This is a genomic window from Halomarina oriensis (genome assembly GCF_009791395.1).
Taxonomy (GTDB): domain Archaea; phylum Halobacteriota; class Halobacteria; order Halobacteriales; family Haloarculaceae; genus Halomarina; species Halomarina oriensis.
The window spans coordinates 1-14,764 of sequence record NZ_WSZK01000001.1; the positions used below are offsets into that span (position 1 = coordinate 1).

A 14,764-nucleotide genomic window follows, 5' to 3' on the forward strand; every position below is an offset into this window, starting at 1 on the left:
CCGCGGTTCGCCCCTCGTACATGTGCAGGTCCGACCCACAGATGCACGACGTCGTGATGTCGATGACGACGTCGTTCGGGTGCTGTAGCTCCGGTTCCTCCACTTCCTCGACGGCGACCTCCTTGGGTCCCTGATACACTACTGCGTCCATTGACATTTGTTCACACCGGTCTATCTGAATGGTACGTTTCGTCTTACCGTTTTTGCAGGGGTTCTCTGTGGTCCGGTCTCCGTGACCGACTCCAGCGTGACACCTCCACGCCGACCGGAGAGACCCCCGGTGCCCGACGTGTTGGTTTCACGGACGACTGGTCGACCAGTCGTCCGTGAGGTGGCGGTCACTCACGTCGCTCGCTCGCCCCCCGTGGGTCCAGCACGTCCCGCAACGCGTCGCCCAGTAGCCCGAACGACAGCACCGTCACCGCCAGGAACAGCGCGGGGATCGTCGCAATCCACCACGCCTCCGTGAAGTTCGTCCAGCCGAGGACACGCCCGATGGTCCCGCCGGCGATGAGGTCGCCGAACGACGGGAGCGTCGTCTCGTTGAGGCGGAGGAACGCCAGCGCGGCCTCCGCGAGGACGATGGCCGGCACCTGGAGCGTCGTCGCCGTCACGACGGTTCCAGAGACGTTCGGCAGGAGGTGGCGGCGGACGACCTGGAGGTGGCTCGCACCGGCGCTCCGGGCGGCCATCGTGTACATCTCCTCCCGGCGGCTGAGTACCTCCGAGCGAATCATCCGGGCGACGCCGCCCCACGAGAACAGGCCGAAGACGACGACGATGAGGAAGAGCGACCGGCCGTAGAGGAAGATGCCGATGATGTAGACCAGGAACGCGGGAATCGCCTGCTGGAGGTCGACGTAGCGCATCAGCACGTCGTCGACCCACCCGCCGAGGTAGCCCGCCGTCGTCCCGACGACGGTGGCGACGGGGACGATGATGGCCGCCGCGATGACCGCCACCTGGAGCGTGATGCGCATCGCCATGATGACCATCAGGAGGACGTCCTTGCCCTCGAACGTCGTCCCGAGCGGGTGGGCCATCGTCCCGGTACACCGCGAGAGGACGCGTTCGCCGAGACAGGTCGTCGGGATGGTGCTACTGATGGAGAACAGGACCGGCGGCTGGAAGGCGATACCTTTCTGGATGGTCGGCGACCCGAGGACGACCGGACCGAACAGGCCGAGGACGAAGAAGACGGCGAGGTAGACGGCCGCCGCGCTCCCGAGGCGGTCGGCCCGCAGTCGTCGCCAGTACTGTCGCGTCCGGTCGGGGTTCCGTGCGAGCGGGAATCCGACGTTGACGGCGATGAGTGCCAGCGAGACGACGAACAGCCAGTCGACGTTCGAGACGGGCCACGCGAGGTCGATGCCGTCCCCGCGCGGCGGCACGAGGTCGGTGGCCGTCAGGTGCGTCTCGTAGACGTACCCCAGCACCGAGAGAACGACGACGGCGACGTTGGCGGTCGCCTGTGTGCTCGGTCGGCGGCCGGTCGCTTCGGCGTCCCAGTCGACTGCCTCGAACCGCTCGTCGGTGTCGGTCGCCATCCGTGTCTGTCACCCACCTGTTCGCTATCGGGCTAAGGCGTGTCGGTTCACTGAAATCGTCGTTTCAGCGATACGGTGGCTATTTGTCACACGGCCGTTCGCTCTGGGATATGACGAGAGGAGTCGTCGGATGGCGCGCTGGCTGACCGCGCTCCGTCGTGTCGCGTTCGCCGTCGTCGTCGTCTGGGTCGTCGTCTCGCTGGCCTGGGCGAGCATCGCGCTCACGCCGGACCCGAACGAGGCCGTCGAACGCCGCGCTATCAACACCAACGACCAACTCAGCGACGAGGAGAAAGCGGCCGCGCTGGAGCGACTGGAGGGCGACGCCGACCAACCGGCCGTCGACCGCTATCTCGACTGGGCGGGCGACTTCGCCACGTTCGACTGGGGTCTCTCGACGACCCAGCGACGGATGGGTCCGGACGGACAACCGGAACCGATGCCGGTCACGGCGGCGCTCGTGCGGGCGATTCCCAACACGCTCCGGTACGTCCTCCCGGCGCTGGTGTTGGCCATCGGCCTGGGAACGGCTCTCGGGACGTACGCCGCGCTGGTCCCCGACTCGCGGGTCGCTCGTGGCGCGTCGGTCGCGGCGTACTTCGGCGGCGGCCTCCCGAACTTCTACCTCGCGGTGCTCGTCCCCGTGGTCGTGGCGATACCGCTCGACCTCCTCGGGTCGGGCCTCCCGAGCACGCTCGGCCCCGTTCGCGTCCACGGGACGCTCCTCCCGGTCCTCGTCCTGACGCTGGCGCTCCTCGGCAGCCAGATTCGACACGCCCGGACGGCGGCCCTGGAGTACTCGCGGTCGGACTTCGTCCGCCTCGCCCGTGCGAAAGGTGCGGGCCCGTTCCGCCTCGCCCGCCACGTCCTGCGGAACGCCGCGCTACCGCTGGTCGCGCTGTTCGTCACGGAGGTGCTGGCGGTGCTGGTCGTCGACGTCTTCGTCATCGAGTACATCTTCCCCGTCCAGGGCATCGGGGCCATCGCGTACCGGGCCATCTTCGGCCGTGACCTCGCGCTGGTCGTCGGCATCACGGCCGTCGTCGTCGCAACGGGCGTTCTCGGGACGCTACTCCAGGACCTCTCGTACACCTATCTGGACCCACGGGTCGGTGACGACGGCTGACCGGACGGCGTCGCCTCCGAACGTGTCCGACGACTGACTGAACTGTGGTTCAGTCCGCCCGTCGACAGAAATGTCTTTCAGCTTATGCTTATTGCTCGGGGAGTCCTCGCTCCGACTATGAACGGAACCACGTTCGGACCTACCACTCGTTCCGGATTCGACCGCCTCGCGTTCGCCCTCGTGGCGTTCGTCGCACTGTTCGTTGCCGGCTGGCTCGTCGCCGCCGCGCTCGCGGCCGGCGTGGGGTCGCTGCTCGCGGGCGTCCTCTCGCTGGCCGTCGGCGTCGCCGTCCTCAGCGCGATGCCGTTCGCGTTCGTCCGGGCGATGAGTGTCGTGCCCGTCGAGTGAACGCCCCGCGAACTGCCCGTGGCCGCTTCAGACGTACAGCGCCTCGATGCGGTCGTCGAAGTGCTCACTGATGGTCCCGCGTCGTTTCTTCAGCGTCGGCGTCAACTCCTCCTCGTCGACGCTCAGCGCCCGCTCGATGACCGCGATGCGTTTGACGCGCTCGTACTCCGCGAGGTCCTCGTTGGCGGCGTCGACCTCCGCCTGTACGAGGTCGCGGACCTCCTCGTGGTCGAGCAGGTCGGTCGGGACGGCGACCACGGTGCCGTCGTGGTCGCGTTCGAGTTCGTCGGCGTCGTAGGGCAGGCCGTGTTCCTCGGCGAACGAGACCAGCAGGTCGAAGTTCGGCTGGACGAGCGCGGTGACGTACTTCCGACCCTCGCCGACGACCATCGCCTCGGCGACGTAGGGACTGCGACGGAGCGCCGTCTCGATGGGGCCGGGGTAGACGTTCTTGCCCGTGTCGAGCACCTGGAGGCGCTTCTTCCGGTCGACGATTCGCAGGTACTCGCCGTCGAACTCGCCGACGTCGCCGGTGTGGTACCAGCCCTCGTCGTCGATGGCCTCGGCGGTCGCCTCGGGCCTGTTCCAGTAGCCCCGCATCACCTGTGGGCCGCGAAGCAGCACCTCGCCGTCGTCGGCCAGCGCGACTTCGATCCCCGGAACGGGTTTCCCGACGGTACCCGCCCGCATCTCGCCGGGGCGGTTGAGCGTCCCGCCTGCGGTCGTCTCGGTCGCACCGTAGCCTTCGAGGACGGGGACGCCGATACCCCACAGGAAGTGGAGCAGTTCGGGGTCGATACTCGCCGCGCCCGTGATGGCGAACGAGACGTCGCTCAGACCGAGTCGTTCCCGGAGCTGGCCGTAGACGAGGCGGTCGGCGAGACGGTGACGGGCACGGAGCCTCGCCGAGGGGGTGCCGCCGCCGTCGACGGCCCGGCCGTACTCGCGGGCGACGTCGAGCGCCCAGCGAGCGATGCGCCCGCGTGCGCCCTCCGCCTCGGCGACCTGCTTTCTGACGCCGTCGTACATCCGACGGTAGACCCGCGGGACGGTGACGAAGCCGTTCGGTTGGGTCTCCCCGAGGTCCTCTAGCAGCGACGGGACGGCCATGAACACCGTCGAGACGCCCTGGTTCCAGTCGGCGTAGTTCGAGATGCGCTGGTAGACGTGGCTCAGCGGGAGGAAACACGTCGCAGTGTCGCCCGGCTTCGACTCGATGAACGAGGCGACCGCTGCCAGTTGCGCGAGGAAGTTCCGGTGCGTGAGTTCACACCCCTTCGGGAACCCCGTCGTCCCCGAGGTGTAGATGATGGTCGCCAGGTCGTCGTCGCTCACGTCGAACCCCGGCAGGTCGTCGGGGTCGACGTCCTCAACGTGCGGCAGGTCCTCGACGTCGACGACCCACTCGACGGCCCCGGCGACTTCGAGCGGTGGGTCGCGCTCGGTGACGAGCGTCCGTACCGCCGCGTCTTCGAGGACGTACCGGGCCTGCGAGGCGCTGAACGACGGGTAGACGGGGACGAGGACGAGTCCCGCGAGGATGCTCGCGAGGTCGACGAGCGACCACTCGTAGCGCGTCTCCGCGCGGACGCCGAGTCGGTCGCCCGGTTCCATCGTCTCCAGGAACCCGCCGGCGACGGCGGCCGCCTCGGCGTAGAACTCGGAGAACGTCGTCTCGACGAACGCGCCGTCCTCGTCGCGGTGTCTCGTCGCCGGCAGGTCGCCGTAGGCTCGGACCCGGTCGCGGAACCACCGCGCCAGCGGCCCCTCGGGGACGTCGAGCGGTTCGCCGGCGTGGACGGTCCGGACGGCCGATTCCGTTGCCGTAGTGTGGTCGACTGCCATGATTCTCGGAACTATCATGGACTTTTGCGAACATATAGCTGCGTTCACGGGTGCGTGACAGTTCCACGCGCGGTTCGGGAGAAAGAAGCAAGTGGTCGTCCGTTGGCGTTAGCGGTATGCGAGAACTCGCGGTCGTGGTGGGCACCCGACCGGAAATCATCAAGATGGCTCCCGTGATTCGGGCGGCCGAAGGGCGATTCGACCTGCATCTGGTCCACACCGGCCAGCACTACGACGACGAGATGAGCGGCGCGTTCTTCGAGTCGCTGGACCTCCCGAGGCCGGACGACAACCTCGAAATCGGCTCGGGGTCACAGGCCGAACAGACCGCCTCCGGGCTCGTCGGGGTCGAGGAGATGCTCGTCGAGCGCGAACCCGCGGCGGTGCTCGCGCTGGGGGACACGAACGCCGTCCTCTCGACGGCGCTCGCGGCGTCGAAGCTGTCGACGAAGTTCGGCCACGTCGAGGCGGGTCTGCGCAGTTTCGACCGGACGATGCCCGAGGAGGTCAACCGCGTCGTCGCCGACCACGTCGCGGACTTCTCGTTCGCGCCGACGGCGAAGGCCATCGAACACCTCGAAGACGAGGGCGTCACGGCGGGTGTCTACGAGACGGGCAACACCATCGTCGACGCCTGTCGGGACCACGCGCCGCTGGCCGCCGAACGGTCGTCGGTGCTCGCCGACCTCGGTATCGCCGGCCACGACTACGTCGCCGCCACCATCCACCGCGCGAGCAACACCGACGACCCCGAACGTCTCCGGGCCATCATGGACGCGCTCGACGACGCGAGCGCTCCCGTCGTCCTCCCCGCACACCCTCGGACGACGAACGTCCTCGACGAGATGGGGTACGAGCCGTCGGGGTCGCTCGAACTGGTCGAACCGCTCGACTACCTCGACTTCCTCCAGTTGCTGAACAACGCCCGCGTCGCCGTCACCGACTCCGGCGGCATCCAGGAGGAGGCCTCGATTCTGGAGGTGCCGTGTCTGACCGTCCGGCCGAACACCGAACGCCCCGAGACGGTCGACGCGGGCGTCAACGAACTCGTCGAACCCGACGAACTCGGGCGGCGGCTAGAGACGCTGCTCACCGACGACGCCGCCCGCGAGGCGATGACGGGCCACCCCGACCTCTACGGCGACGGGTCGGCGGGCGAGCACATCGTCGACGTACTCCACACCCGGACCGGTGGCGAGTAATCCCGAAGGAAACTTGGGAGGGCTGGCGGTAGGTGGCCCAATGCGAATCCTCTACCTCACCGAGGAGGCCATCGGCTTCTCCGGGACGATGGTCCGGGGTGGAGCGATTCACGTCCGGAACGTCGTCTCGGCGCTCCGCGAACGCGGCCACGACGTCTCGCTCGTCGACTGGAACCCGGCTCCGGAGCGACTGTTCCAGCACTCGGTGACGCCCCGGTTCGGCCCGCTCGAAGGCCCCGCGCGGACGCTCGCTCGGGCCGTCGCCGTGGGTCGCCGCCGCGGCGTCGACGTCGTCGTCTCGAAGACCCGCAAGACGTACCTCCCCGGCCTGCTCGCCGCCCGCACGCTCGGCGTCCCCCACGTCGTCCACGTCGGCTCGACCCTCGGATCGGTCGAGCGGTCGGTCCGTGACCGGCTGAACGCCACGTCGGTCGAGACACGCCTCCGTGCGCCCCACGACGGCTACCTCGTCGTCTGTCGGTACATCGTCGACCAGCTCCGCGAGCGCGGGGTTCCGGCCGGCCGACTCTTCGACGTGCGAAACGCGGTCGACGTCGAGCGGTTCACGCCCGAGGGTCCGACGCTCCCCGTGGAGTACGCCGAGCGCCTCCCCGACGAGGGGTTCCGCGTCGGGTTCGTCGGCGGTCTCCACCGCTATAAGGGCGTCTACGACCTGTTGACGTCGGTCGAACGCGCCGACCACGACGTTCGCGCCGTCGTCGCCGGCGACGGCCCGGCCCGCGAGCGCGTCGAGCGCATCGCCGACGACGCGACGACGCTCCTCGGAGCCGTCCCCTACGAACACGTCCCGGCGCTCTACCGTGCCGTCGACGCGTTCGTCCTTCCCTCTCACACCGAGGGGTTACCCCGTGTGATTCTGGAAGCACAGGCGACCGAGACGCCGGTCGTCGCCACCCGCGTGGGCGGCGTCCCGGAGGTGGTCGAGGACGGCGAGACGGGCCTCCTCTGTCCTCCACGGTCGCCCACCGACCTCGCCGCGGCGATCGACCGCCTCGCGGCGAGCGAGGAGGTGCGCCAGCGACTCGGGACGAACGGCCGCCGCGCCGTCGAGTCCGGATTCACCTGGGAGGAGCTGTACGACCGGTACGAACGAGCGCTGGGTCGCGTCGTGAGCCGATGAGCGAGACGGCTACGGACGACTCGTCGGCGTCCTCGTCCGGCTCGGATGGCGACCGGAACCAGCCCATCCGTGACCTGGCGAAGGGTGCGGGCGTCGTCTACGCCGGCCTCGTCATCGAGGTGCTCATCGCCTTCCTCGCACAGGTGCTGGCCGCTCGCTACCTCTCGACGGGCGGGTTCGGCGGCATCACGACGGGGACGGCGCTGCTCAACATCGGGGCCATCGTCGGCAGCCTCGGCCTCGGCCAGGGGCTCGCCCGCTACCTGCCGCGCCTCGAGGAGTCGGAGAAACGCTCGGTCGTCAGGACGGCGTTCCTGGTCAGCCTCCCGGTCGCGCTCCTCGTCGGTGGGGCGCTCTCGCTGGGTGCGGGATTCATCGCCACGAACGTCTTCGGCGACCCGACGGTCACCGTCAGCGTCCGAATCTTCGGCGCGGTCATCCCGTTCTCGACGGCGACGGTACTCTCGGTCGGTGTCATCCGTGGGCAGAAGCAGTCTCGCTACCGGGTCTACGTCGAGAACATCCTCCAGCCGGTCGTCCGGTTCAGCCTGGTCATCGTCGCCGTCGCCTACGGCCTCGAACAGACCGGCATCGCGTTCGCGTACGCCGTCCCCTACGCCGTCGGTGCGCTCGCCGCCGTCGTCTTCGCCTTCCGTATCCTGCCGCGTGACGGCGCGAAGGTCGACCTCTCGCTGTTCGGCGAGTTCGCCCGCTACTCCGCACCGTTCGTCGTCACTGGCGCGGCGAACTTCGTCTACCGGAGCGTCGACGTCTTCCTCGTCCTCTACTTCCTCGACAGTTCCGCGGTCGGGACCTACGGCGTCGCCTACGCCGGCGCGCAGTTGATGATCACGTTCTCCGCCGCCTACAGCTTCATCGGGACGCCCGTCGCCAGCGAGGTGGAGTCGACCGGCGACTACGACGAACTGCTGCGCGTCCAGAACACCGTCCTCCGGTGGCTCGTCGTCGTCAGCATCCCGGCGCTCGCACCGCTCGTCTTCTACCCCGCCGAGTTCATCGCCATCGTCTACCGCCCGGCGTACGCCGCCGGGGCGCTGTCGATGACCGTGCTGGCGTGTGGGTTCGCGGTCCACAACATCGTCAACGCCCAGACGACCCTGCTGGAGGCGCTCGGCCGCTCCCGGGTGCTCGCGGCCAACAACGTCGTCGCGGCCGTCGTCAACGTCGTCCTGAACGTCCTGCTCATCCCCGAGTTCGGCATCTTCGGGGCCGCCGCGGCGACGGTGGTCGCGTACCTCACGCTGGACGCGCTGACCGCGCTCGAACTCTACCACTTCCTCGGGCGCTGGTCGCTCACCCGGCGGGTGTTGAGTCCCATCGCCGTCGCGGTGCCGCTGTTCGCCGCGGTGTGGCTCCTCGCCCCCGGGACCACCTCGTCGTTCCTCTACCTGTTCGGGTTCGGTCTGACGCTCACCGTCGTCTTCGTCGGCCTCGTGCTGGCGGTGTTCGGCCTGAACGAGGAGGAGGTGATGCTCGCGCGCTCCGCCGAGGAGCGACTCGGGGTCTCACACCCCGCCGTCGACCGCCTCATCGACCGTCTCTCGTGAGCGTTCGGTGGCCGCGTGCGGTGTGCTGCTCCCTCGTCGCCCGTTCCGGCGGAATCGCCCGACGTGCTTTTGTAGGCCCCCGAGGTATCCGGGGAGTAATGGCTGGTCTCTCGGAGTTCAGTAGTCACGACGAAGTCGAGAACGTCGTCGTCTTCATCGCCGACAGTCTTCGACACGACTCGCTCCCGACGCGTATCGCCGACCGCGGCGTCACCGCCCGCACCATCTCGGCGAGCACCTACACCGCGACGAGCGTCCCGTCGATGATGACCGGCGTCTACCCCGCTCGCCACCGCGTCTGGAACTTCGAGGGCGTCCTCGACGAACCGCCCGAACTGCTCGCCGGGCCGAACGCCGGGATGGACCTCCGGAACGTCTGGGTCGACATCGACGACCCGGCCCAGAAACCGCCCAACCGCGTCCTCCGGCTGAAACACGAGTGTTACTACGAGACGGCCGACGAACCGTTCACGACGATCATCCACGAGAAGGGCGCACACGCCCCCTACGACTTCTTCAACGTCCCGTGGACGAACTCCCCGGAGTACTTCGAGCACTACGCCGACAGGCGCGAGGAGATCCCCGAACAGTACGAGACGGGCGCGGAGACAGCGGCCGACCGTTTCCTCGACGTCGTCGAGGACCTCGAAGACCGCGGTCTCTTCGAGAACACGCTCGTCGTGTTCACCAGCGACCACGGCGAACTACTCGGCGAAGCGGAGCGTGGCGGGGTCTACGCCCACGGCTCGCCCATCTGTCCCGAGTTGGTCGAGGTGCCGACGGTGTTCATGGGCGCGGGCCTCCCCGAAGGTGAGGAACTCGACGGTGTCGTCTCCGGGGTCGACCTCGCGCCGACGCTGATGGGTGCGCAGGGTCGCACGCCTTCCGAACACGTCGACGGCGTCGACCTGTGGACCGAGACCCCCGACGACGACCGTATCGTCCGCGCGGACTTCTGGGCGAACGCCGGGCGGGTCCGTTACGGCGGGAGTTCGGCGTGGGACCGGAACGGTGGCGTCGTCTACCACCACGAGAGCGCGCCCGAGCGCCTCCTGTTCGCGCTCCACCGCAAGTGGTTCAAGGGCGCGCAGGCCCCGGCCAACCGCCCACGGTCGCTCGCGCCGGTGCTCGGCCTGCTGCGGACCTACGGGCCACAGGAGGTGGTCTACGGTGACCCCGACGTCGAGCGGGCACGCAACCACCTCGTGGCGAAGTTCTCCTTCGGTGGCGACGACACGGACGTCGAGGCCGTCCCGAAAGACCAGTTGCGAGCGCTCGGCTACGTCGAATGAGCGACGCTGCCGACGGCGAATCCGTGAGCGGCGCTACTGACGATGAAGGTCCGGCCGTCCTCGTGCTCAGCGGCCACCGCACGGAGAAACTCGTCGACCCGCTGGAGACGACCGGCGAAGCCATCACGACGGTGACGAACACCGCGGACGGCCTCGCCGGCCGGTTCGTCGGCGTGCTCCGGGACGGCATCCGCCACGCTCGCAGCGAGGAGGTGGACGTCGTCGTGGGCGACCACGGCGGCGTCGTCGGCTTCGCCGCGGCCATCCTCGGGACGCTGTTCGGACTCCCCGTCGTGATCCGCATCGGCGGCGAAATCTGGCAGATCAACCGCGAGAAAGCCGCGGAGTTCCGTGCCGACGGCGAGTACGGCCAGTACGCCCTCATCAGCGCCTTCCGGGCGATGAACTGGTTCACCTTCCGCCGCGCCGAGGGCTTCCTCGTCCTCACCGACCACCTCGCCGTGCTGACCGTCCAGGAGACCGGCTGTGACCCACGAGCCGTGCGCGTCGTCGGCGTCCCCATCGACGTCGACGCCTACCAGGAGGCGTCGGGCGGGGACGCACGCGAGGCGCTGAGTATCGAGGAGTCCACCGTCGTCACGACGGTCACGAACCTCCGCTTCCGCGGGAAGTACGAGGGCGTTCGGCGGACGCTCCCGGCGGTCGAACGGCTCCTCGACGCACACCCCGACACCGCGTTCGTCGTCGCCGGTGACGGCCGCTACCGCGAGCAGTTGCTCGACGACATCGACGAGCGATTCGACGCGGAGACGCGCGAGCGAATCTACGTCCCGGGGTTCGTCGACGACGTGCGGAGCCTCTACGCGGCGAGTACGGTCGTCTGCTACGTCTCGTTCATCGACGGCTTCGGCAACGTCGTCCGCGAGGGACAGGCCGCGGGCAAACCCGTCGTCACGAACGACGGCTACGGGATGCGCGAACAGGTCGAGGACGGCGTCACGGGCGTGCTCGTCGACGCGGACGCCGACGCCGTCTTCACGGCCGTCGACGACCTGCTGACCGACCCCGACCGACGCGCGGCGCTCGGCGAGGCTGGCCTGGAGTCTGTCACCGAACGTGGCGACACCGAACGAGTCGGACGGGGGCTCTACGACGCCATCGTCGACCTGGTTCGTCGCGCACGCTGAGGGTCTGCGCTCGCTGAGCGTCGAGACGTACCTGACTCAACAGTCGCCGAGGTGTCGACAGTCTTCGTCGCTCAGTCGCTCGCACAGTTCCTCGAACGCCGCGAACTCGTCGGCCAGTTCCATGCACGCGGGGTGGGCGAGCACCGTCGCCGTCTCCACGTCGTCGACGCAGTCCAGCACCCACTCGACCCACTCGTCGGCGGTGACGGATTCGGTCCCGAACGGTCCCTCGAAGCCGTCCTCGGCGACGAACTCGGGGGTCCGGAAGGCGTGGTAGACGTGCTCGTGGTCGGGCGGCGTGTTGACGGGGACGACCCGGAGGCCGTCCTCGTCGCGCGGTTCGCCCGCCGGTTCGACGGCGTCCGAGAGGTGGGTGACGCCGTACGTGGCCAGCAGCGGCGCGGTGTTCGCGTCGTGGCGGTAGGCGTGGTCGCGCCACGAGCGCACGTCGACGCCGAACTGCTCGAACGCCGAGAGCGTCCGTCGAATCTCCCACGCCTGGAACGGGCGGGGGCCGTTCCACGACCCGGTGAGACCGCGCCAGAGTTTGTGGACCGGCGTGCCGAACGCGTAGTAGTCGTGTCCGCCGAGTTCGACACCCTCTATCGCGGCGAGCGTCCGCGCGTGGTCCGGTTCCTCGCGCATCGCCTTGCCCGTCACGAACAGCGTCACTGGGACGCCGTGGTCGGCGGCGATTTCCGCGTACTCGACGGCGGCTTCCATCTCCGTCCCGTCCATGTGGGCCTGGTCGCGGGTGTCCAGGGACATGTGGTGGACGTCGCCGGTCAGGTGGACCGTCATTCGAGGTAGCCGAGGTCGGCGAGTCGGTCCTGGACCGACTGGTCGGAGGCGCTGTCGACGGCCGAGGCGGGGATGGGGTCGCGCTCTCCGGGACTCTCGCCGCCGAACAGGTCCAGCGCCCGGCCGTCCACGTCCGTCGGGACGGCGCTGCCGACGCTGTGGAGGACCGTCGGGGCCACGTCGAGGATGGAGACGGTCTCCTCCAGCGTGCCCTCCACGTCGGGGCCGGCGGCGAGGAACAGGCCGGTCCGGACGTTCTCGGCGGCCCACTTCCCCGGTCTCTCGAAGACGGGGTTGTCGCCGATGGCCCCGCTGGTGTGGACGCCCGGTCGCTGGTCGAAGACGACGGTCGGTGCCTCGTCGACGTGCGACCCGCTGTAGGCATCCTCGCGGCGCAGTACCTCGCTGGCGACCGGCCGACCCTCGTGGTCGCGGAGGTTCCGCAGGTCGCCCAGCAACTGCTCCGTGACGGCCGCGTCGTCGCCCACGACGTAGACGAGGCCCTGCCCGCTGGCGATGGCCGTCGTCTCGTCCCAGTTCACGCGTTCGAGTTTCTGCTCGCGCTTGAACCCCTCCTCGTCGTCGGGGACGGAGTTCTTCAGCCGTTCGGGGGCGTGGCGGACGACGAGGTCGTGGACACCGAAGCGGTGGGCGAGTTGCGAGGCCCGTTTCTTGTTCAGCCCCAGTTTCACGAACGCATCGGTCCCCTTGCGGTCGGTGACGAGGTAGCCCATCGACTCCAGCCACGCGTTGGCGTTGAACACCGTGTCGATGTCCGTACAGCCGTGGTCTGACATGAGCAGCAGCGTCGCGTCGGGGTGTTCCTCGCGGAGGTCGCCGAGGTGGTCGTCGATGACCTCCCACGCGCGGCGAGTGGGTTCGCCGCGCCAGAAGAAGTGCTGGAGGACGTTGACGTAGAACACCGTACAGTGGGCGACGTCGACCGGGTTCTCGTCGATGAGGTCGCGGAACGTCGCCAGTCGGTCGTCGATGAGGTCGACCATCGCGTCGGCCGCCTCCCGGTCCTCGTCGGCCGTCACCGGCACGGTCGGGTGAAGCTGGTAGCCCCGCGAATCGAGGTCGTCGCCCAGTTCCGGCGGGTGGGTGTAGGCGTCCTGTTCGCTTCCGGGGCCGCCCGAGACGAGGAAGCCGTCGAGTTCGTCGGGCGGGTAGGTCATCGGGACGTTGAGGATGCCCGCCGTCAGGTCGTCCTCGTTCAGGTAGTCCCAGTAGTTCGCACTGTCGAACGAGCGGGAGGTTGGGGTGGTGAGGGTTCGGTTCGTGGTGTCTATCTTCTCCCACCAGAACACCCCGAGTTTGCCAGGGTTCTTCCCGGTCGTGTAACAGCGCCAGTTCGGGCAGGTGACCGGTGGCAGACAGCTCTCCATGTCCGAGGACACGCCGTCGTCGCGCAACGCGGCGATGTTCGGGAGTGTTCCGTCGTCGAGCCACGGGCGCAACAGCGCCCAGTTCGCGCCGTCGAGGCCGACGACGATGGTCTCGGTCATACTGTCTCGCGGTATGTCGGTCGGCTATAAACCAGTACTGGGCCTCCTCTGCCCGTCAGCGACCGAACCGCTCGACGAACGCCGCGTAGCGACTCGTCACCGTCTCGGCCAACTGCGTCTCGAAGGCGTCCTCCGAGAACGGGTCGGCCCGCGAGCGCTCGGCGTCGAACGGGTCGGCCTCGAAGCGCTCGACGGCCTCCCGAACGCCCCGGACGCTCCCGTCGTGACGCAGGCCCACCTCCCCGTCCACGAACAGGCTCGGAAAGCCCTCGTCGCGGGCGAGACAGGCGCTCCCGGCCGCGATAGCCTCGACGGGGACGATGCCGAAGTCCTCCGCGACACCGTTGAAGACGACCGCCCGCGACTCGGCGAGCAGGCGGTGTTTCTCGTCGACGGAGACGAACCCGAGGTTGCGCATGTTCGACGCGCGGTCGATACGGTCGAGGGTGTCGTCCGAGACGTCGCCACGCGGTCCCACGAAGTCGATGGGGTGGTCGAGGTGCTCGAACGCGTCGACGACCTCGGGGACACCCTTCTCACGGTCCAGACGGCCGAGGTGGAGGTAGCGCTCGCCACGTTCGCGGTCGAGTGCGGTCAGCGCCTCGACGGCGACCGGCGGGTACAGCACCTCCGCGTCCCGGTCGTGGAACTTCCACAGGCGGCGGGCGATGACCTCGCTGTTGGCGAGGTAGCCGTCGACACGGGCGTCGACGGCCGCGTCGCGGGTCCGGAGGTAGCGCAGGACCGGGCGGGTCAGGAGGCTCGGGAGGTCGCTCGTCCGGTCGTGATAGCGGTCGTAGAGCGTCCGTGCGGGGGAGTGACAGTAGTTCAGGTGGAGCGTCTCCTCGGGCGTGATGACCGCTCGCGTCGTCGCTCCCGACGTTACCAGCACGTCGGGCGGGCCGTACTCGCGCCAGTCGACGTCCTCCCAGAGGGCGTACTCGAAGACGCGGTCCAGGTCGGCCTGTACCCGTCGCAGAGGTTCCAGCGCGACGTCCTCGAGCACGTCGTAGAACTCGACGTCGGGGTACGCCTCGCGGGTGCCCGCGTCGGGGACGCCGAGCGTGTAGACCCGGTCGCAGTCGAGGGCGTCGGCGAGCGCCACGGCGACGGCCTCGGCCCCACCCGGCGAGTCGATGCCCCAGTGTGCGACCGCCACGTCGAGGTCCGCGAGCGAAACCATACGCCCGACTGTCGGCAGGGCGTGAAAAACACACCGAGTGGTGGCCGCGTTCGCT

General features: G+C 68.9%; 12 protein-coding genes and 1 pseudogene. 7 read left to right on the top strand and 6 right to left on the bottom strand.

From position 1 onward, the window contains the following. Both GQS65_RS00005 and GQS65_RS00010 read right to left on the bottom strand, forming a co-directional pair. Positions 1-151 (bottom strand): annotated as a pseudogene (locus tag GQS65_RS00005) (alcohol dehydrogenase catalytic domain-containing protein); the annotation flags it as partial. Positions 152-338: 187 nt separating this feature from the next. After that, positions 339-1,547 carry an ABC transporter permease gene (locus GQS65_RS00010; protein ID WP_158202625.1) on the bottom strand — a complete coding sequence of 403 codons (1,209 nt, stop codon included), beginning with the start codon at positions 1,545-1,547 and terminating at the stop codon, positions 339-341. Between the two features lie 130 nt (positions 1,548-1,677). Between GQS65_RS00010 and GQS65_RS00015 the strand changes: the two genes are divergently transcribed. After that, positions 1,678-2,673: an ABC transporter permease gene (locus GQS65_RS00015; protein WP_158202626.1), complete on the top strand. Its 996-nt coding sequence runs from the start codon at positions 1,678-1,680 to the stop codon at positions 2,671-2,673. A gap of 117 nt (positions 2,674-2,790) precedes the next feature. Beyond that, a complete protein-coding gene (locus GQS65_RS00020) occupies positions 2,791-3,021 on the top strand; it encodes a hypothetical protein (RefSeq protein ID WP_158202627.1) in 231 nt (76 codons plus the stop codon). 27 nt (positions 3,022-3,048) lie between these two features. Here the strand turns inward: GQS65_RS00020 and GQS65_RS00025 are convergent, their stop codons facing one another. Then, the gene (locus GQS65_RS00025; RefSeq protein WP_158202628.1) at positions 3,049-4,866 is read right to left on the bottom strand and encodes an AMP-dependent synthetase/ligase; all 1,818 of its coding nucleotides are present in this window, start codon (positions 4,864-4,866) and stop codon (positions 3,049-3,051) included. Positions 4,867-4,982: 116 nt separating this feature from the next. On the opposite strand from GQS65_RS00025, the gene wecB reads away from it, so the two are divergent. The 5 genes from wecB to GQS65_RS00050 all read left to right on the top strand — a co-directional run bounded on the left by wecB (position 4,983) and on the right by GQS65_RS00050 (position 11,217). Further along, the gene (gene wecB / locus GQS65_RS00030) at positions 4,983-6,068 is read left to right on the top strand and encodes a non-hydrolyzing UDP-N-acetylglucosamine 2-epimerase (RefSeq protein ID WP_158202629.1); all 1,086 of its coding nucleotides are present in this window, start codon (positions 4,983-4,985) and stop codon (positions 6,066-6,068) included. A gap of 40 nt (positions 6,069-6,108) precedes the next feature. Next, a complete protein-coding gene (locus GQS65_RS00035) occupies positions 6,109-7,209 on the top strand; it encodes a glycosyltransferase family 4 protein (protein WP_158202630.1) in 1,101 nt (366 codons plus the stop codon). Then, positions 7,206-8,777 carry a flippase gene (locus tag GQS65_RS00040; protein ID WP_158202631.1) on the top strand — a complete coding sequence of 524 codons (1,572 nt, stop codon included), beginning with the start codon at positions 7,206-7,208 and terminating at the stop codon, positions 8,775-8,777. Before GQS65_RS00035 ends, GQS65_RS00040 begins: the two co-directional genes overlap by 4 nt. Before the next feature lie 98 nt (positions 8,778-8,875). Then, positions 8,876-10,069, top strand: a complete 1,194-nt coding sequence (locus tag GQS65_RS00045; protein ID WP_158202632.1) for a sulfatase-like hydrolase/transferase — start codon at positions 8,876-8,878, stop codon at positions 10,067-10,069. Continuing rightward, entirely contained in the window at positions 10,066-11,217 is a 1,152-nt protein-coding gene (locus tag GQS65_RS00050; RefSeq protein WP_158202633.1) for a glycosyltransferase family 4 protein, read from the top strand. The genes GQS65_RS00045 and GQS65_RS00050 overlap by 4 nt, the downstream gene beginning before the upstream one ends. A gap of 36 nt (positions 11,218-11,253) precedes the next feature. Here the strand turns inward: GQS65_RS00050 and GQS65_RS00055 are convergent, their stop codons facing one another. Genes GQS65_RS00055 through GQS65_RS00065 form a run of 3 tightly spaced genes read right to left on the bottom strand, consistent with a single transcriptional unit; the run spans position 11,254 to position 14,709 of the window. Then, positions 11,254-11,985 carry a hypothetical protein gene (locus GQS65_RS00055; RefSeq protein WP_199268362.1) on the bottom strand — a complete coding sequence of 244 codons (732 nt, stop codon included), beginning with the start codon at positions 11,983-11,985 and terminating at the stop codon, positions 11,254-11,256. Positions 11,986-12,014: 29 nt separating this feature from the next. Next, positions 12,015-13,526 carry an alkaline phosphatase family protein gene (locus tag GQS65_RS00060; protein ID WP_158202635.1) on the bottom strand — a complete coding sequence of 504 codons (1,512 nt, stop codon included), beginning with the start codon at positions 13,524-13,526 and terminating at the stop codon, positions 12,015-12,017. A gap of 55 nt (positions 13,527-13,581) precedes the next feature. After that, the gene (locus GQS65_RS00065) at positions 13,582-14,709 is read right to left on the bottom strand and encodes a glycosyltransferase (protein ID WP_158202636.1); all 1,128 of its coding nucleotides are present in this window, start codon (positions 14,707-14,709) and stop codon (positions 13,582-13,584) included. Positions 14,710-14,764 lie beyond the last annotated feature (55 nt).